Source organism: Duganella sp. CF402 (genome assembly GCF_900109645.1).
Lineage (GTDB): Bacteria > Pseudomonadota > Gammaproteobacteria > Burkholderiales > Burkholderiaceae_D > Rugamonas.
The window spans coordinates 351,256-369,519 of record NZ_FOBG01000004.1; the positions used below are offsets into that span (position 1 = coordinate 351,256).

18 protein-coding genes are annotated in these 18,264 nt (G+C 62.0%); 14 read left to right on the forward strand and 4 right to left on the reverse strand.

The window, feature by feature from the left end; genetic code table 11:
* The first annotated feature begins 3 nt into the window (after window positions 1-3).
* From hisG to tatC, 14 genes are all read left to right on the forward strand, one after another.
* Entirely contained in the window at window positions 4-669 is a 666-nt protein-coding gene (gene hisG, locus BMZ70_RS25980; RefSeq protein WP_092280989.1) for an ATP phosphoribosyltransferase, read from the forward strand.
* Entirely contained in the window at window positions 666-1,973 is a 1,308-nt protein-coding gene (gene hisD, locus BMZ70_RS25985; RefSeq protein ID WP_373922563.1) for a histidinol dehydrogenase, read from the forward strand. Before hisG ends, hisD begins: the two co-directional genes overlap by 4 nt.
* Window positions 1,970-2,779: a DNA-methyltransferase gene (locus BMZ70_RS25990; protein ID WP_092280993.1), complete on the forward strand. Its 810-nt coding sequence runs from the start codon at window positions 1,970-1,972 to the stop codon at window positions 2,777-2,779. Before hisD ends, BMZ70_RS25990 begins: the two co-directional genes overlap by 4 nt.
* A 13-nt stretch (window positions 2,780-2,792) precedes the next feature.
* Entirely contained in the window at window positions 2,793-3,887 is a 1,095-nt protein-coding gene (gene hisC / locus BMZ70_RS25995) for a histidinol-phosphate transaminase (protein ID WP_092280995.1), read from the forward strand.
* Between the two features lie 18 nt (window positions 3,888-3,905).
* Window positions 3,906-4,496, forward strand: coding sequence for an imidazoleglycerol-phosphate dehydratase HisB (hisB, locus tag BMZ70_RS26000; protein ID WP_092280997.1), 591 nt, complete (start codon window positions 3,906-3,908; stop codon window positions 4,494-4,496).
* A 9-nt stretch (window positions 4,497-4,505) separates the two neighbouring features.
* The gene (hisH, locus tag BMZ70_RS26005; protein ID WP_092280999.1) at window positions 4,506-5,144 is read left to right on the forward strand and encodes an imidazole glycerol phosphate synthase subunit HisH; all 639 of its coding nucleotides are present in this window, start codon (window positions 4,506-4,508) and stop codon (window positions 5,142-5,144) included.
* A gap of 31 nt (window positions 5,145-5,175) precedes the next feature.
* On the forward strand, window positions 5,176-5,967 hold the full coding sequence (gene hisA, locus BMZ70_RS26010; protein ID WP_092281001.1) for a 1-(5-phosphoribosyl)-5-[(5-phosphoribosylamino)methylideneamino]imidazole-4-carboxamide isomerase: 792 nt from the start codon (window positions 5,176-5,178) through the stop codon (window positions 5,965-5,967).
* Window positions 5,967-6,728 (forward strand): imidazole glycerol phosphate synthase subunit HisF, encoded by a 762-nt coding sequence (hisF, locus tag BMZ70_RS26015; RefSeq protein WP_092281003.1) that lies wholly within the window; start codon window positions 5,967-5,969, stop codon window positions 6,726-6,728. Before hisA ends, hisF begins: the two co-directional genes overlap by 1 nt.
* Before the next feature lie 10 nt (window positions 6,729-6,738).
* The gene (gene hisI, locus BMZ70_RS26020) at window positions 6,739-7,167 is read left to right on the forward strand and encodes a phosphoribosyl-AMP cyclohydrolase (RefSeq protein ID WP_092281005.1); all 429 of its coding nucleotides are present in this window, start codon (window positions 6,739-6,741) and stop codon (window positions 7,165-7,167) included.
* On the forward strand, window positions 7,164-7,502 hold the full coding sequence (locus BMZ70_RS26025) for a phosphoribosyl-ATP diphosphatase (RefSeq protein WP_092281007.1): 339 nt from the start codon (window positions 7,164-7,166) through the stop codon (window positions 7,500-7,502). Before hisI ends, BMZ70_RS26025 begins: the two co-directional genes overlap by 4 nt.
* 13 nt (window positions 7,503-7,515) lie before the next feature.
* Window positions 7,516-7,884 carry a histidine triad nucleotide-binding protein gene (locus BMZ70_RS26030; RefSeq protein WP_092281009.1) on the forward strand — a complete coding sequence of 123 codons (369 nt, stop codon included), beginning with the start codon at window positions 7,516-7,518 and terminating at the stop codon, window positions 7,882-7,884.
* An 88-nt stretch (window positions 7,885-7,972) separates the two neighbouring features.
* Window positions 7,973-8,176, forward strand: coding sequence for a Sec-independent protein translocase subunit TatA (gene tatA / locus BMZ70_RS26035; protein ID WP_072783665.1), 204 nt, complete (start codon window positions 7,973-7,975; stop codon window positions 8,174-8,176).
* Between the two features lie 13 nt (window positions 8,177-8,189).
* Window positions 8,190-8,687, forward strand: coding sequence for a Sec-independent protein translocase protein TatB (tatB, locus tag BMZ70_RS26040; RefSeq protein WP_092281011.1), 498 nt, complete (start codon window positions 8,190-8,192; stop codon window positions 8,685-8,687).
* Window positions 8,688-9,443: a twin-arginine translocase subunit TatC gene (gene tatC, locus BMZ70_RS26045; RefSeq protein WP_092281013.1), complete on the forward strand. Its 756-nt coding sequence runs from the start codon at window positions 8,688-8,690 to the stop codon at window positions 9,441-9,443.
* Between the two features lies 1 nt (window position 9,444).
* Here the strand turns inward: tatC and BMZ70_RS26050 are convergent, their stop codons facing one another.
* The 4 genes from BMZ70_RS26050 to BMZ70_RS26065 form a co-directional block, all read right to left on the reverse strand.
* The gene (locus BMZ70_RS26050; RefSeq protein ID WP_092281015.1) at window positions 9,445-9,927 is read right to left on the reverse strand and encodes a hypothetical protein; all 483 of its coding nucleotides are present in this window, start codon (window positions 9,925-9,927) and stop codon (window positions 9,445-9,447) included.
* A 97-nt stretch (window positions 9,928-10,024) separates the two neighbouring features.
* Window positions 10,025-11,938, reverse strand: coding sequence for a DUF885 domain-containing protein (locus tag BMZ70_RS26055; protein ID WP_092281180.1), 1,914 nt, complete (start codon window positions 11,936-11,938; stop codon window positions 10,025-10,027).
* An 87-nt stretch (window positions 11,939-12,025) separates the two neighbouring features.
* The gene (locus BMZ70_RS26060; protein WP_092281017.1) at window positions 12,026-16,183 is read right to left on the reverse strand and encodes a DEAD/DEAH box helicase; all 4,158 of its coding nucleotides are present in this window, start codon (window positions 16,181-16,183) and stop codon (window positions 12,026-12,028) included.
* Window positions 16,180-18,087, reverse strand: a complete 1,908-nt coding sequence (locus tag BMZ70_RS26065; RefSeq protein ID WP_092281019.1) for a S9 family peptidase — start codon at window positions 18,085-18,087, stop codon at window positions 16,180-16,182. The genes BMZ70_RS26060 and BMZ70_RS26065 overlap by 4 nt, the downstream gene beginning before the upstream one ends.
* Window positions 18,088-18,264 lie beyond the last annotated feature (177 nt).

Consider the following 18,264-nt stretch of genomic DNA (forward strand, 5'->3'; position numbering starts at 1 on the left):
ATCATGAGCTCCTTCCAAGCCGACTCCCAGCAGCTGATTCTTGCGCTGTCGAAGGGCCGCATTTTCGAAGACACCCTGCCGCTGCTGGAAGCAGCGGGCATCACCGTCACCGAGAATCCGGAAACTTCGCGCAAGCTGATCCTGCCGACCAACGATCCTAACGTGCGCGTGCTGATCGTGCGCGCCACCGACGTGCCGACCTATGTGCAGCATGGCGCGGCGGACTTCGGCGTGGCCGGCAAGGATGTGCTGCTGGAGCACGGCGGCGAAGGACTGTACCAGCCTATCGACCTGCATATCGCCGAGTGCCGCATGTCGGTCGCGGTGCGCAACGGCTTCGATTACGAGACCGCCGTGCGCCAGGGCGCGCGCTTGCGCGTGGCCACCAAGTTCGTCGAGACGGCGCGCGCGCACTTCGCCAAGAAGGGCGTGCACGTTGACCTGATCAAGCTGTATGGCTCGATGGAGCTGGCGCCGCTGGTCGGCCTGTCGGATGCGATTGTCGACGTGGTCAGCACCGGTGGCACGCTGCGCGCCAACGACCTGAAAGAGGTCGAGGCCATCATGGATATTTCGTCGCGCCTGATCGTGAATCAAGCAGCACTGAAGATGAAGCGCGAGCGCCTGCAACCGATTATCGAAGCATTTGAACGCGCATCCAAAAAATGATTACCAAGCTCGATTCCAGCCAGGCTGATTTCAAACAGCGCCTGGACACCCTGCTGGCCTTCGAAGCCAGCACCGACGACGCGATTGAAGGCGCGGTCGGCAAAATCCTCGCTGACGTGAAAGCACGCGGCGATGCCGCCGTCCTCGAATACACCAATCGCTTCGACCGCATTCCAAACGGCGGCGCCACCGGCATGGCGGCGCTGGACGTATCGCAGGAAGAACTGCAAGCCGCGCTGGCTGCCATCCCTGAAGCGCAACGCAAGGCGCTGGAAGTGGCAGCACACCGCGTACGCGTGTTCCACGAACGCCAGAAGCAGGAACTGAACGGCTTTACCTACACCGAGGCCGATGGCACGGTGCTGGGCCAGCGCGTTACGCCGCTGGACCGCGTGGGCATTTATGTCCCCGGCGGTAAAGCCGCCTACCCATCGTCGGTGCTGATGAATGCCATTCCAGCGCACGTCGCCGGCGTGGAAGAAATCATCATGGTGGTGCCAACGCCGGACGGCGTGAAGAACCAGATGGTGTTCGCCGCTGCGGCAATCGCCGGCGTCACGCGCGTCATCACCATCGGCGGCGCGCAAGCCGTGGCCGCACTGGCTTACGGCACCGAGACCATCCAAGCCGTCGATAAAATCGTCGGCCCGGGCAACGCCTACGTGGCCTCGGCCAAGCGCCGTGTGTTCGGCACCGTCGGCATCGACATGATTGCCGGCCCGTCGGAAATCCTGATCGTCGCCGACGGCACCACCGATCCTGACTGGGTGGCGATGGACCTGTTCTCGCAAGCTGAGCACGACGAGCTGGCGCAAGCCATCCTGCTGTGCCCAGACGCCGACTACATCGCCAAGGTGGAAGCCAGCATCGCCAAGCTGCTGCCAACCATGCCGCGCCAGGAAGTCATCAAGACCTCGCTGCGCGACCGTGGTGCGCTCATCAAAGTGCGCGACATGGACGAAGCCTGCGCCATCGCCAACAGCATCGCCGCCGAACACCTGGAAATCTCCGCCGTCGAGCCGCAGCAATGGGCCGACAAGATCCGCCACGCGGGCGCCATGTTCCTCGGCCGCTTCTCGTCCGAATCGCTGGGCGACTACTGCTGCGGTCCTAACCACGTGCTGCCGACGTCGCGCACTGCGCGCTTCTCGTCGCCGCTGGGCGTGTACGATTTCCAGAAACGCTCGTCGATCATTCACGTCAGCGAAGCCGGCGCGCAAACGCTGGGCAAGGTCGCGGCCGAACTGGCTTACGGTGAAGGCTTGCAGGCACACGCCCGCAGCGCGGAGCTGCGCCTCAAATGAGTGAATGGCTTAATCAGGTCTTCTGTGAGGATGCGCTGGCCGGTCTGGCGCGCATCCCGGATGGTTCCATCGACCTGATTCTGACTGACCCGCCGTATAACCTCGGCAAGGACTACGGCAATGCCTCGGACCAGCAAACGGTAGATGAATACCTGCGCTGGACCGAGCAGTGGATAGACGCCGCCCTGCCCAAGCTCAAGCCCAACGGCAGCTTGTACATTTTCCTGACCTGGCGTTTTTCGCCGGAGATCTTCGTCATGCTGAAAAAGCGCATGACGATGATGAACGAAATTATCTGGGACCGCCGTGTGCCATCGATGGGCGGCAGCGTGCGCAGCTTCTCGTCGGTACATGACACCGTCGGCTTCTTCGTCGGTCGCAAGGACTACTACTTCGATCTCGACGCAGTGCGTATTCCGTACGATGCCGAGACCAAGAAAGCCCGCACGCGCTCCATCTTCATCGGTGCGAAATGGCTGGAAGTGGGCTACAACCCGAAAGATGTGTGGAGCGTGTCGCGCCTGCACCGTGAGCATCCGGAGCGCGCCGATCATCCCACGCAAAAGCCGCTGGAGATTATCGAGCGCATGGTCAAGGCCTCGTGCCCGCCGGACGGCGTGGTGCTGGACCTGTTCATGGGCAGCGGTACGACGGCGATTGCCGCCAAGCGTACCGGCCGCAATTACGTCGGCTTCGAACTGAATCCGGAATACTGCGCCATCATCGCCGAGCGTCTGGCGATGCCGGAGGTGCCGGCGCCGCCGCCAAAGAAACCCAAGAAACCCCGAAGTTCCATCAACTCATAGGAGCCCAAGTAAGATGTCCCCCATCGCCACGCTGATCAACAGCACCATCCGCCCCGACGTCAGAGCTGTCGCCAGCTACCACGTCGCTGATGCGAGTGGTTTTATCAAATTGGATGCGATGGAGAACCCTTACCACCTGCCGCATCATCTGCGGGAGGACTTGGCTCAGCGACTGGCCGACGTGGCGCTGAATCGCTACCCGGCGGCCGCCTACAGCACCATCAAGCAGCGCATCAAGGACAAGCTGGGCGTACCGACCGGCTATGACGTCATCCTCGGCAATGGCTCGGATGAGCTGATCTCGATCCTGTGCATGGCCTGCGCCATGCAGGACCGCCGCGCCGCCGTGGTGGCGCCGACGCCGTCGTTCGTGATGTACCAGCGCTCGGCGCAATTCGCCGGCATGGATTACGTCGGCGTGCCGCTCAAGGCCGACATGACGCTGGACCTGCCGGCCATGCTGGCGGCGATCAAGGAACACAAGCCGGCGCTGGTATTTTTATCTTTCCCGAATAATCCCACCGGCAACCTGTTCGCGGAAGAGGACATCGTCGCCATCATCAATGCGCTGGACGGTTTCGGTCTTGCCATCGTCGATGAGGCCTACGAGCCGTTCGCGCAGCAGACATTTATGAATCGCTTGCCTGAATTTCCGAATCTGGTGGTGATGCGTACCGTGTCCAAGCTGGGACTGGCCGGCATTCGCCTCGGCTACATGTCGGCGGCGCCGCAACTGCTGGCGGAATTCGACAAAGTGCGGCCTCCTTACAACATCAACGTACTGACCCAGGTTGCGGCCGAATTCGCGCTCGACCACGTGGAGGTGCTGAACCAGCAGGCAGCCGCGTTGCGCGCCGCACGCGCCGATCTGACGGCTGCATTGGCGGCCATGCCGGGCGTGGAGGTGTTTCCGTCGGCGGCGAATTTTATCTTGATTCGCGTGCCCGATTCCGACGCCATCCACGCAAAACTGCTGTCTCACAAGGTATTAATCAAAAATGTGAGTAAAATGCACAGTGTGCTGACCAATTGTTTACGTATTACCGTGAGCACCCCGGAAGAAAATTCCACCTTCCTCGATGCCTTCGCCGCATCGCAGGCAGCCTGACACCATCGCGAGCTTTTCATGAACCGCACCGCAGAAATCATCCGTAACACCAACGAGACGCAAGTCCGCGTATCCATCAACCTGGACGGCACCGGCAAACAGAAACTGAATACCGGCGTGCCTTTCCTCGACCATATGCTGGACCAGATCGCCCGCCACGGCCTGTTCGACCTCGAAGTCGAGGCCACCGGCGACATCCACATCGACAACCACCACACGGTGGAAGACGTCGGCATCACGCTGGGCATGGCGGTGGCCAAGGCTATCGGCGACCGCAAAGGCATCGTGCGCTACGGCCATTCCTACGTCCCGCTGGACGAGGCGCTGTCGCGCGTGGTGCTGGACTTCTCGGGCCGCCCAGGCATCGAATATCACATCCCGTTCACGCGTGCGATGATCGGCACCTTCGACGTTGACCTGACGCTGGAATTCTTCCGCGGCTTCGTCAACCACGCGCTGGTGACCCTGCACATCGACAATCTGCGTGGCACCAACGCCCACCACCAGTGCGAGACCGTGTTCAAGGCCTTCGGCCGCGCGCTGCGCATGGCGTCCGAGCTGGACCCGCGCGCTGCCGGCACCATCCCGTCGACCAAGGGCACCCTGTAAATCATCATTATGAAAAAAATCGTAGTAGTTGATTACGGCATGGGTAATCTGCGCTCGGTTGCGCAGGCCCTGCGCGCCGTGGCGCCGGAAGCCAATGTGCTGATTTCCGGTGAAGTGGCCGATATCGAATCGGCCGACCGCATCGTGCTGCCCGGCCAGGGCGCCATGCCGGACTGCATGCGCAGCTTGCGCGAATCCGGCGTGCAGGAAGCGCTGCTGGCGGCGTCGCGCAGCAAACCTCTTATGGGAGTGTGCATCGGCGAGCAAATGCTGTTTGATGTCAGTGAGGAAGGCAATGCCGCCGGCCTGGGCCTGTTGCCTGGCAAGGTGGTGCGCTTCCAGCTGGACGGCCAGCTGCAGGACGACGGCTCGCGTTTCAAAGTCCCGCAGATGGGATGGAACCAAGTCCAGCAAACGGCGTCTCATCCGATGTGGCAGGATATTCCGGATAACGCCTACTTCTACTTCGTGCACAGCTATTTCGCCCAGCCGGAGCAGTCGGCGCACACTGTCGGCCAAACTGTCTACGGTGCGCCGTTCAGTTGCGCCGTGGCCCGTGATAATATTTTTGCGACCCAGTTCCATCCGGAGAAAAGCGCCGCGACCGGACTGCAGCTGTACAAAAACTTTGTCCACTGGAACCCTTGATTTCTTTTTTTAATTTTTAACTTAAACCATCATGCTGCTCATTCCTGCTATCGACCTCAAAGACGGTCACTGCGTTCGCCTCAAACAGGGCGATATGGAACTCGCCACCGTATTCTCCGAAGATCCGGCCGAGATGGCCCTGCATTGGCTGAAGCAAGGCGCGCGCCGCCTGCACCTGGTTGACTTGAACGGCGCCTTCGCCGGCAAGCCAAAGAACGAGGCTGCCATCAAGTCCATCCTGAAAGCGGTGCAGGACTTCGCGGAAGAGAACGACCTCGATGAGATCCCTGTGCAACTGGGCGGCGGCATCCGCGACCTCGACACCATCGAGCGCTATCTGGACGCCGGCATCACCTACGTCATCATCGGCACCGCCGCCGTGAAAGAGCCGGGCTTCCTGCACGATGCGTGCGGCGCTTTCCCTGGCCACATCATCGTCGGCCTGGACGCCAAGGACGGCAAGGTTGCCACCGATGGCTGGAGCAAAATGTCCGGCCACGAAGTGATCGACCTGGCCAAGAAATTCGAAGCCTACGGCGTGGAATCGATCATCTACACCGACATCGGCCGCGACGGCATGATGGGCGGCGTCAACATCGAAGCCACCGTCAAGCTGGCGCAAGCCGTGAAGATCCCGGTGATCGCCTCGGGCGGCCTGCACAACCTGGCTGACGTGGAAGCGCTGTGTGCGGTGCAGGACGAAGGCATCGAAGGCGTGATCTGCGGCCGTTCGATTTACGAAGGCACCATCGACCTGGCCTCGGCACAGGAACGTGCCGATGAGTTGAGCGGTGACTTGCTCGAAGAAGATACGGAAGAATAATGCTGGCTAAACGCATCATCCCCTGCCTCGACGTGACCGATGGCCGCGTCGTCAAAGGCGTCAACTTCACCGAGCTGCGCGATGCCGGCGACCCGGTGGAAATCGCGCGCCGCTACGACGAGCAGGGCGCCGATGAGCTGACCTTCCTCGACATTACCGCCACCAGCGACAACCGCGGCCTGATCCTCGACATCATCGAGGCGGTGGCGTCGCAGGTCTTCATTCCGCTGACCGTGGGCGGCGGCGTGCGCGAGGTGGCCGATGTGCGCCGCCTGCTGAATGCCGGCGCGGACAAGGTCAGCATGAATTCGTCGGCAGTGTCGAATCCGCAGCTGGTGTACGACGCTTCGCAGAAGCACGGCTCGCAGTGCATCGTGGTGGCGATCGACGCCAAGCAGGTGTCGCCGGGCAAGTGGGAAGTGTTCACCCACGGCGGCCGCAAGGCCACCGGCATCGACGCCATCGAGTGGGCCAGGAAGATGGAACAGCTGGGCGCGGGCGAAATCCTGCTGACCAGCATGGACAAGGACGGCACCAAGTCCGGCTTCGACCTGGGCCTGACGCGCGGCGTGTCGGACGCCATCAGCATCCCGGTGATCGCTTCGGGCGGCGTGGGCGGCTTGCAAGACCTGGCCGACGGCGTCAAGCTGGGCAAGGCCGACGCGGTGCTGGCAGCCAGCATCTTCCACTACGGCCAGCACACGGTGCAGGAAGCCAAGCGTTTCATGGCACAACAGGGCATTCCGATGCGCCTGGTTTAAGAGAATAGAAATGAGTACTCCAAGCATCCAGCCGAAAGCGGCCTGGTTGAAAAAAATTAAGTGGGACGAGCACGGCCTGGTGCCGGTCATCGCCCAGGAAGCGGGCAGCAACGACGTGCTGATGTTCGCCTGGATGAACCGCGAGGCGCTGGCCAAGACGGTCGAGCTGGGCGAGGCCGTCTACTGGAGCCGTTCGCGCAAGAAGCTGTGGCACAAGGGCGAAGAGTCCGGCCACACGCAGAAAGTGCTGGAAATCCGCCTCGACTGCGATGAAGACGTGGTGCTGCTGAAAATCGAGCAGGCCGGTGGCATCGCTTGCCATACCGGCCGCCATTCCTGCTTCTTCCAGAAGTTCGAAGGCGACGAGCATGAAGGCGACTGGCAGAACACCGAGCCGGTACTGAAAGATCCCAACGACATTTACAAGGCAGGCAAATGAGCACCGTTCTTGACCGCCTGGCCGACGTGATCGAATCACGCAAGCCGGCCAATGGCGGCGATCCCGCCACCTCCTACACCTCCAAGCTGTTTTCCAAGGGGGACGACGCCATCCTGAAAAAGATCGGCGAGGAAGCCACCGAGACCGTGATGGCTGCCAAGGATGCGCGCGCCGGCGGCGACAGCGGCAAGGTGCTGTACGAAGTGGCTGACTTGTGGTTCCATACGCTGGTGCTGCTGGCCCAGTTCGACCTGAAGCCGCAGCAAGTGCTCGACGAACTGGCGCGCCGCGAGGGCGTGTCCGGCATCGAGGAAAAAGCATCCCGTAAAGAATAATCGGAGCCTCCGCGTGGAAAACTGCATCTTTTGCAAAATAGCCGAAAAGAAAATCCCTTCGACCACCGTTTACGAAGATGACGACCTGCTGGCCTTCAAGGACATCAATCCGGCCGCGCCGGTACACCTGCTGGTGATTCCGAAGAAACATTTCGCCACCTTGCAGGATGCGGCGGCTGAGCCTGAACTGCTGGGCAAGATGCTGGCGCTGGCCCCTCGCTTGGCAGAGGAAGCTGGCTGCGCTGTGGGCTATGATGCTGGCGGTGCGCCGGTGCGCGGCTACAAGACGCTGATCAACAGTGGGCCGGATGGCGGGCAGGAGGTGTACCATTTGCATCTGCACGTAATCGGCGGCGCCCATCCTTGGCGCGGCCAGCGTTAAGCCGGCGGCTGACTACTTTTACCGTAGGGACTGCGCTTCGCTTATACTGTGGCAGCAGTTCCGGAATCAACGAATTTAGGGGAATATGATGGGTTCTTTTAGTATTTGGCACTGGTTGATCGTTCTGGTGATCGTGATGCTGGTTTTCGGCACCAAAAAGCTGGGCAACATGGGTTCGGACATCGGCAAGGCCGTCAAGGGTTTCAAGGATGGCGTGAAAGGTGCGGACGAAGACAAGCCAGCCGCTCCGGCACCGGGCACCATCGACGTCGACACGAAAGAGAAGAAGTAAGTAGCCTTTTCTTATGATCGATCTCGGTCTTACCAAACTTGCTGTCATCGGCGTGGTTGCGCTGGTCGTCATCGGTCCTGAAAAGCTGCCCAAGGTGGCGCGCATGGCCGGGACCCTGTATGGCCGCGCCCAGCGCTACCTGAACGAAGTCAAAACCGAGGTCTCGCGCGAAATCGAGCTGGAAGAACTGCGCAATCTGCAGAAGGATGTGCAGGACGCGGCCCAGGCCATCAAGTCGGACGTGGAAAACTCGATTTCGAAGAACGTAGCCGAGGTGGAGGAAGCGTTCAACGATAATCCGCCGTCGTACGAGCCGGTGTCGTTCAGCCATGTCAGCACGGAAGATGTGTCGCGCAAGGCGCGCGAGTTCCGCCGCAAGAAGCTGGTGCGCAACTCGGCCATTCCCAACTGGTACAAGCAGCGCCACGGCGGCAAGCTGCATGTGACGTCGGGCGCGGCGCGGGTGGCCCGCTTCCGTCCGCGCAGCCCTACCACTAGCTCCTTCTTTTAAATGACGACTCCTAATCCGGGCGAAGAGACCTTTATCTCTCACCTGATCGAACTGCGCGACCGCCTGGTCAAGGCCTCGATCGGCATTGCGATCATGTGTATCGGCCTGATGATCTGGCCGGGGCCATCGCGCATCTACGACATCATTGCCGAGCCGATGATCCGCTCGCTGCCGGTGGGCTCGAAGATGATCGCCACCGGCGTGATTTCGCCGTTCCTGGTGCCGATGAAGGTGACCCTGGTGATTGCCATCATCCTGGCCTTGCCGTGGGTGCTGTACCAGCTGTGGGCCTTCGTGGCGCCCGGCCTGTACACGCATGAGAAGCGGCTGATCGCGCCGCTGGTGATTTCCTCGTCGGTGCTGTTCATGTCCGGCGTGGCGTTCTGTTATTTCCTGGTGTTTGGGCGGGTGTTCCAGTTCATCGCCGAGTTCTCGCCGCAGTCGATTGCGGTGACGCCGGATATCGAGAACTATCTCGATTTCGTGATGTCGATGTGCCTGGCGTTTGGCGCGACGTTCGAGGTGCCGGTGGTGGTGGTGATCCTGGTGCGCATGGGCTTGGTGACGGTGGCCAAGCTGAAAGAGATTCGTCCTTACGCCATCGTTGGTGCCTTCGTGATTGCGGCGATCGTAACGCCGCCGGATGCCGTCTCGATGTTCTCGCTGGCCATCCCGATGTGCCTGCTGTTCGAACTGGGCCTGCTGGTCGCCCCCCTGTTCGTCCGCATCTCCACCGCCCCCGAAGAAAAAGCCTGATCTAGGGCAAACGGTCCAGTATTCTCCAGAGCATGCCAATAGTGACGGCATGCAAGGCGAACGACACGCCGAGCATGCAAAAAACAATAGTGAATTTTGCGTCAACACGTACCTTGAGCACTTGAAGCTGATGCTTTAGCGCGACTATCTCGGCCATGACTTCTGCTTTTACGGCGTCTATCTGGGCCATGACTTCTGCTTTTACGGCGTCTATCTGGGCCATGACTTCTGCTTTTACGGCGTCTATCCGGCCCATGACTTCTGCTTTTACGGCGTCTATCCGGGCCATGACTTCTGCTTTTAGGGCGTCTATCCGGGCCATGACTTCTGCTTTGAGAACCACGACTTCACCCGGCGTAACAGTGCCTTCGGAGAGTGCGGCAAGTAGTGCTTGCGCGTGTGCATCGGCTTGATCCTGCGGTACGCCTGCCTCCGCCAATGTCTTGGCGTACTCACGTGTATCGAATTTGATGGGCATGGTCATGATACCTCCCGGATTTGATCGTAGCAGAAAACGGCTGTGCCACAGCCGTTCTCCATCGTATCGAATCACATGCCCATCGCTTTGAGCCAGCGCAGGACTACTGCGTCATCAGGCCTTTGATCACGCGTACCGGCGCGCTGCCGTAGCTGAGGAATTGCTCGTGGAATTCCTTCAGGTTGAACTTTGCGCCCAACTGCTGCTTGCGCTGCTCGCGCAGTTCCATGATCTCGCTGTAGCCGCTGAAATAGCTGGTCAGCTGCACCGACGACACCTGCACGCGGTGCCATTTTTCAACCGCCTCGCTGCGCGTCTGGAACGCCTGGCGGGTCAGCAGATCAATCGCCTGCTCTTCCGTCATGCCCAGCACGTGCACGCTGTAATCGAGGATAGTGTTGGTCACGCTGCGCAGGTTCCACTTGGAATACATCAGCCACATCTCCGGCGCATTGTCGCCGTAGCCGGACTCCAGCATCATGCGTTCGCCGTACACCGCCCAGCCTTCCACCATCGCACCATTGCCGAAGATCGACTTCACGATCGACGGCGAACGGTTGGCATACACCAGCTGCGCGTAGTGGCCAGGAATCGCTTCGTGAATATTCAGGATTTGCAGGATCCAGTGGTTGTATTCGCGCAGGCTGCTCTCGGCCGCTTCCGGCGTGGCGCCATCGAGCGGCGTCACGTTGTACCAGGTGCGGTCCTGCGGACGATACGGTCCCGGCGCATCGATGCTGGCGCCGGCCACACCCGCCGCATAGGCCGGCGTCGCGCGCACTTCCAGCGGCTTGTTCGGATCCAGCGTCAGCAGGTTGTGGCTGGTGACCCAATCCTGCAAAGTCGGAATCTGGCGCTTGATCTCGTTGACGAAGTCCTCGCGCGCCACGTGGCGCGCCGACAGCTTGTCGATCACCATGCCGATCTTGGCAAAGCGGTCGGTTGGCTTGGCGGCGCCGCCCATCGTCTTGTCCCACAGCTCGTCAGACAGCTTGTCCATATTAGCCAGCAGGTCTTCGCGCGCCGCCAGCGCTTTCTGGTAAGTCTGCTCGGCAGTGCTGGCCGATTGGATATCGTAGGCAAACTTCTGCTCATACAATTCCTTGCCAAGGCGGAAGCTGCGACGGCCCTTGGTGTCCATCTGCTTGTCCATCTCGGTCAGGAACGCGACATAGCCATCGACCGCGTTCAGCGCCGCATTCACGCGCTGGGTGAACAACTGCTTCTCCACCGGCGTCAGGATGGACGCTTGCGCCACCTTGTCCACCTCGGTCAGCACGGTCTGCACGCCGGGCGCCTGCTTGATCGCCAGGCGGGTGTGTTCGCGGGTCGGATTGACGATGTTGGCGCGCGCCGCCTCGTAGTAAGCCGGAATGCTGGCGATGCGCTTGAGCAGCGTGCGCAGGCGCTGCGGCTGGGCCGCGTATTCGGTATTCAGGATCAGGTCGAGCGGACCGGCGACGTTGTAGCTGGCCGGATTCCATTCCCACTCGCGCAGGGTGGTCAGGCGGAAGCGGTCGCTGTCGAGCTTGTTAATCAGCAGGCCCAGGTCGGTGCGTTGCTTGGCCGACAGCTTGCTGGCGTTGACTGCGGTGAGCTTGCCCTTCCATTCATCGATGAAGGCCAGTTCCTTGTCCTGCTCGGCCTTGTCGAACACGGTCAGGGTGGCGGCAGTATCGTACTTGCCGGCGTAGATGGCGCTTTCCGAATCGATGCGCCACAGCGCGTTCAGGAACTGGTTGCTCAGGTTGTCGAACTGGCGGTCCTGCCAGCGTTCCGATGCGACCTTGAGCGCCGGCACTGCGGCAGCGGCGGCCACCGCCTTGCCCTTGCCGGAGGCTTTGGCCGTGCTCTTGCCTTTGCTGGCCTTGGTCGCTTTGGTCGACTTGGTACTCTTGGCCTTGCTCGACGTGGTGGTCTTGCTGGCGCTGTTCTTCTTGTGGTGCTGGGTGGCGCCGGCTGGTGCGGCGGCCAAAGCCGCCATCAGCGCAGCGAGTGCGAATTTTGTCTTGATCATCATGTGCAGCCTTGTGTCTGAAGCGGAGGAGATTATCACTAATCTGGCCGCTTGAGGCTGTTCGATACAAGCCGAATTATTCTGGTTTTACTTTTTTAATCCTTCTTGCAGCATCGCCAACATTTCACTGGCCGACATGCGGCCGCTGACATCGCTGCCTTCCAGCAGGCTGTCGGCCAGGTCGCGCTTGTGCTGGTGCAGGTCGACGATGCCTTCCTCGATGGTGTGGCGCGCAACGAGGCGGTAGATGGTCACCGGCCGCAGCTGGCCCATGCGGTGGGCACGGTCCGAGGCCTGGTCTTCCACCGCCGGATTCCACCACGGGTCCATGTGGATCACGTAGTCGGCGGCGGTGAGGTTGATACCGACCCCGCCCGCCTTCAGCGAGATCAGGAACACATCGCCCTCGCCGGCCTGGAACGCATCGACGCGCTGCTTGCGGGCGGCCATCGGGGTGGCGCCGTCGAGGTATTGGTAGCTGATGCCTTGCGCGTCCAGATGTTCGCGGATCAGCGACAGGTGATCGACGAACTGGCTGAACACCAGCACCTTGTGCTTGTTGTCCAACAGGTTTTCCAGCAGGTGCGCGAAGGCCGACAGCTTGCTGCTGGCCAGCTTGAGTTCCGGCGCAATCAGGTTTGGATTGCAGCAGGCGCGGCGCAGCTTCATGATCTCGGCCAGGATCTGGATCGATTTCTTCTCTGCCGGGCCTTCGACCTTTTCGAGGTTTTCCAGCGCGGCGCGGCGCAGCGACTCGTACAACGCCGTTTCGTCGGCCGACAAATCTACTTCCAGCGTGATCTCGGTGCGCGACGGCAGCTCGGTCAGCACCTGCGACTTGGTGCGGCGCAGGATGAATGGATGAATCAAGCGGCGCAAGCGTTTGCGCGCACCGAGTTCGGCGCGGTGGTCCTGCGGCTTTTCAATCGGCGCGGCGAAGCGCAGGTTGAATTGCTCGATGCTGCCCAGCAGGCCCGGATTGATGAAGCGGAACAGGTTCCACAACTCGCCGAGGTGGTTTTCCAGCGGCGTGCCGGTGACGGCGATGCGGAACTCGCCTTTCAGCGCCATCACGGCGGCCGAGCGCTTGGTGGCGGCGTTCTTGATCGCCTGCGCTTCATCCAGCACGATGGTATTCCACTGCACCTTGGCGAACAGCTCCGACTCCAGTTGCAGCAGGCCGTAGCTGGTCACCACCACATCGTAGGCGTGCAGGTTGCCCAGCATCGCGGCGCGGTCGCCGCCGCCAAACAACTGCATGTCGAGCGTCGGTGCAAAGCGCGCGGCTTCGCTCATCCAGTTCATGCAGACCGAGGTTGGCGCGATCACCAGCGTCGGGCCTTTCGGTGCGCGCGACAGCATCAGCGCCAGCGCTTGCAGCGTTTTGCCGAGGCCCATGTCGTCGGCCAGGCAAGCGCCCACGCCCCAATGTGCAAGACGCGACAGCCAGTTGTAGCCTTCCACCTGATAATCGCGCAGTTCCGCTTGCAGAGTGCTTGGCAATTCAGGCGTGAAGGCTTCCTGCTCACGCATGCGGGACAGGTGCTCTTTCCACAGCTTGTCCGATTTGAGGCCGCCGATATCGTCGGCCAGTTCTTCCAGCGCGAAGGAGGCCAGCGGATGCAGACGGATGCCGTCGGCGGTGATTTCCCCATAGGCTTGCACCTCTTGCAGGCGGCGGTACAGTTCATCGGTCAGCGCCATGTAGCGGTTCTCGCCCAGCTCCACGAAGCGGCCGTGGCTCTTCTCCATCATTTCGAGCAGGGTGCGCAGGTCGATCACCTTGCCCTCGTCGACTTGCAGTTCGCCGCTGGCGGCAAACCAGTCCTTGTTGCTCTTGATGGCGAGGCGCAGCTGCTTGGTCTCTACCTTGTTGGTGACGCGGAAGCTCTCGCCTTCCGGCCACGCGATGACGATGCTGGCCGGGTCCAGCTCCTGCAACTCCACCAGCAATTGCAGGCACAGGGCCGGTTGGCCCAGCAGCCATTCGCCGTGATCCTGCTCCGCCTGTTCCAGCACCGGGCACTTGGCGATCAGGTCGCGCTCCGCATCGCGTTCGTCGATCAGTTTACGGCGCGCCTGCACCGGCTTGCCGCCGATATCGGCGATCACGCTGTCGGCGCCGTCGCCCGGCTTGTAGTAGGCGCCGTTGACCAGCGGGCGCACCAGGATCTGCATCTTCAGGCCGTGCTGGTAGGGCAGCAGGTGCAGATGCAGGCGCGTGTCGGCTTCCATCTGCTCCATGTCCGGCGCGGCGCCGCCGATATCCGATTGCACCGTCACCATCGACGAGATGGCGCTGATGGCCGACAGCACCTGCTGCTCGGCGTGCGACGGCACGTTGAGCGCATCGCCAACGATGGCGGCGATCTTGCGGTGTTCTTCAAGGATGTTCACCACACGCAGGCGGGTCGGCGTTTCCTTGGTGATGACCACCGAGGAGCTATCGTCCGGAATCGGCGGCTGCAGACGCAGTTCGAGATTGCCGGGGCTGCGCTTGACCAGCAGCTCCGGCTCGCCGGACAGCATCTCCACGCGCATGTCCGGCAGGTCGGCCCAGAACAGCAGCGGGTGGCCGACCAGCGCCGGTGCGGCGCGCTGCGGATCGATTTCGTAAGTCAGGCCGGTGGACTGGTAGCCGCGATGCGCCACCGTGATCGCTTCCGCCGCGCGGATATCCTGCGGCGTGAGGAAGTTGAACTGCTCGGACTCGAAGCGCAGGCGCTTCAGGCCGACGGCGCGGCCCTTGCTCCACAAGCCGCGCGCATCGCGCTTCTGCTCCACCGGCGAGATATCGGTCAGGCCGTTGCGGTTGTCGTAGGTCAGCAGCCACACGAGGCGCGTACTGCCCGCCGTGTCAGCGCTTGCCGGCTGCTGCAGGTTGATCAGGGCCGTGAGCTGGCGCTGCCAGCCTTCCTGCCGCTCGAACCACGTGGTCATATCCGGGAAGCCGAGGCGCGAGCGCAGTGCCTGCGCGTGAATCTGCATTTCGCTGTCGCCCAATTGGCCCAGCAGCGCGGCGGCCTGGCCGGCGATGAACAGATAGCCGGCGCGTTCGGCGTTCTTCACCAGATCCTGCAACTGCTCCTTGCGCTCCTGCAGTTGCGGCAGCGAGAGCCAGAAGTACAGCAGGAACTGGAACATCTGCGTTTGCAGGCCTGGTTCCCACGGCAGCGCGGACACGGTATCGACCTGCATCACGCCAGCGCGGATCTGGCGCAGCAGATCGATCATCTGGTGCACCGAGCTGTCGTGATTCTTCGGCAGCTTGACGGCGATTTCGAGGTAGGCTTCCGCTGCTTTCAGGTGGCGCGGATCGCCGCTGCGCAGCGCCGACAGCAGGTACAGATTGCCGCCCATGCCGGTGAACAGCTGCTTGCGTTTGCCGGTGTCGCGGCGCAGGGTTTTCAGCGCCACATCGAAGCCGACGATGGCGGCGCTGCCGGCGCCGCGCAGCAGCACCACAATGCTGGCCAGGTACTGGCTCTGCGCGCCGGTCGTGCGTTCCAGATAGCGCTTGGCGTCATCGAGACGGCCGCACAGCAGCGCGTCTTCCGCCATCGCCATGCGCAGTTCGCCGTTGATGTCGCCGTGGCGGCGCTGCATGTGCATCTCGCAGTACTCGCGCAGCACCGGCGTGGTGTGCGGCTCCTGCTCGGAGTGGTGCATCAGCACCGCCAGCACGTCGTCTTGCAGCAGAGGGCTGACCAGCGCGATCATGCCCGGTTCGAACGGGCGGCCGAAGATATCGACGATAGGATGCAGCTGCGCCGCCTCGTAGCTGCCGAGGCAGAACGCCAGCACTGACTGGATCTGCTGCGGGCCGTGGCCGCGCAAGAGGCCCATGCGCAGGCGCGCCATGCCAGCGCGGTAGCTGCGCGGCTCCATGCTGTTCCAGGTCTGGCGCATCGGCACCAGTTCGGCGTAGGCGGCGCACAGGTCTTCCATCGCGTGGGTGCCGATGGCAGAGCGGATCGCCGGCCAGCGCAGCTTGGGATTGCAGACAAAGCCGCGTCCCGTCACCACGCTGATGAAGGCGAGGCGCTCCAGCTTGGACATGGCGTCGTCCAGCGTCGCTACCGTGTACTGCTTGCCGTCGTCGTTGTATTCGATGCGCGCGTGGTGCAGGTGATCGAGGATGGCGGTACGGCCCATAGGCTCGCCGACCAGCGCGAGCAGCGCCAGTATCGCTTTTTCGTTGTGGGGCAGCGCGTCGAATTCAGCGAGCAGCTTGGGATCGGTCATGCGTGGTTCAGCTTAAAGATGTTTTGGTAGAAGTCCAGCTCCGCTTCCAGCGTGCGGATGATGTTTTCGGCTTTGCGGAAGCCGTGGCCTTCGCCTTCCAGTTCCACGTATTCGACCGGGATGCCGCGCTTTTTCAACGCGTCGACCATCATTTGCGATTGCTGCGGCGGCACCACCTTGTCGTCCAGGCCCTGGAAGAAAATCATGGGGCGCGACAGCTTGTCGGTATGGTTGATCGGCGAGCGCTGGGCGTAGACCGCGTCGGCCTGCGCTTTCGGCGCGATCAGGTATTCGTTGTAATGCGACTCGAATTTATGCGAATCCTGGTCCAGGCCTTTGAGGTCGGAGACGCCGTAGTAGCTGGCGCCGGCCTTGAACACATCGTGGAAGGTCAGCGCGCACAGGGTGGTAAGGCCGCCGGCGCTGCTGCCGCGAATGATCAGGCGATCGGCGTCGGCCAGGCCGCGCTCGGCCAACGCCTTGGCGCCGTTGACGCAGTCTTCCACATCGACGATGCCCCACTGGCCTTTGAGCAGGTCGCGGTAGGCGCGGCCAAAGCCGGTGCTGCCGCCATAATTCACATCGAGCACGCCGAAGCCACGGCTGGTCCAGTACTGGGTTTTCAGGTTGAGCGTATTGACCGTCATGCCGGTCGGGCCACCGTGGCCGATTACGATCACCGGCGGCTTGCTGCCATCGGGGGCTTGCACGTCCTTGTTGCGCGGCGGGTAGTAGAAGGCGTGCGCGGTGCGGCCGTTGCTGCTTGGGTAGCTGATGCTGGTGGGGACAGACAGGTTGGCTTCGTCCGGCAGGTCTTCGATCGATTGCGCGAGGATTTCGACGCCTTCTTCAGTGAAATCGATGCGTGCCAGTTCCAGCGGGATGGTGGGGCCGCCGGCCAGCATGGCGATGTAGCCGTTGGCCACGCGCAGTTCGCGGATTTCCTCGTACGGATTGGCGATGCATTCCAGCTTGCCGCTGCCCGGCAGCAGGCGCGCCAGGCGGCTCACGCCCTTGTCGATATAGGTGCAGATGATTTCGCTGGCCGAGCGGAAGCCGTACATGCTGTTACCGAAGGTCCAGTGCGGAGTGGCGAATTCGGCCTCCATCGGGCACAGGCCTTCGGTGCGCTGGCGGTCGCGGCACAGGCGGTACAGATTCCACCAGCCGCTGCGGTCGGAGACGAAGTGCAGCAGGTTATCGGGCGACCATTCGGGCTGGCAGATGGATTCCTCGGCGCCGCCGGCGATGCGGACGGGCGTAGTGAGCGTGCCATCGTCGTTAAAGTCGGCCTGCCAGAGCGTGGTGCCCTGCCACGGCATGCGCGGGTGGTCCCAGCTCAGCCAGGCCAGCGAGCGGCCATCCGGCGACAAGCGCGGCGACGAATAAAAGTCCGCGCCTTGCACCAGCACCGTCCCGGCGCCCGAGTCGAGCGAGATCGCGCAAATCGTGTTGGTTGGCTGCGCGTGCTCGTCGTCGCCATGCAGCTCACGGACGGCGATCAGGCGATTGCGTGCGCGATCCACGGCGAAATCGGCAAAGCGCTGCTTGCCTGCCTGCGTCACCTGCACCGGCGCCTCGCCGGCGACCATGCGGTAGACACAGTTATCCTTGAAATGCGTGAAATACACCGTCTCGCCATCGACTGCGTAGGCCCCGCCGCCATACTCGTGCACCCGCGAGCGCACATTGAACGGCGCCAGAGTCAGCTCTTCGGTATTCACGCCGTGATAGCGCAGCAGCGTATTGCGCCCGGCCTCCGCCGCGCGGCCGGCCAGCCAGAAAATATCGCAGCCATCGTCCCCGCCCAGCATCAGCGACGACAACGGCGTCGCCCCGGCCGCCACGCGCGCGGCGCTGATGGTCGAAGGCCAGGCGCCGAAAGGGGCAATAGTGTAGGTCATAGGGCGGCTCCAGAAAGGGTCTTTACGCGGTGCTAGGCATGATAGAGAAAGGCCAGCGAAAAAAAAAGCGGCAATTCAGGGTCAGCTCTGTCATTTGGACAGGCGGCGCGCACTTTTGATAATTCTCAATACCCTTCGGTATTTTCCGACGCGCGGGATGCGATAATAGCTCCTTTG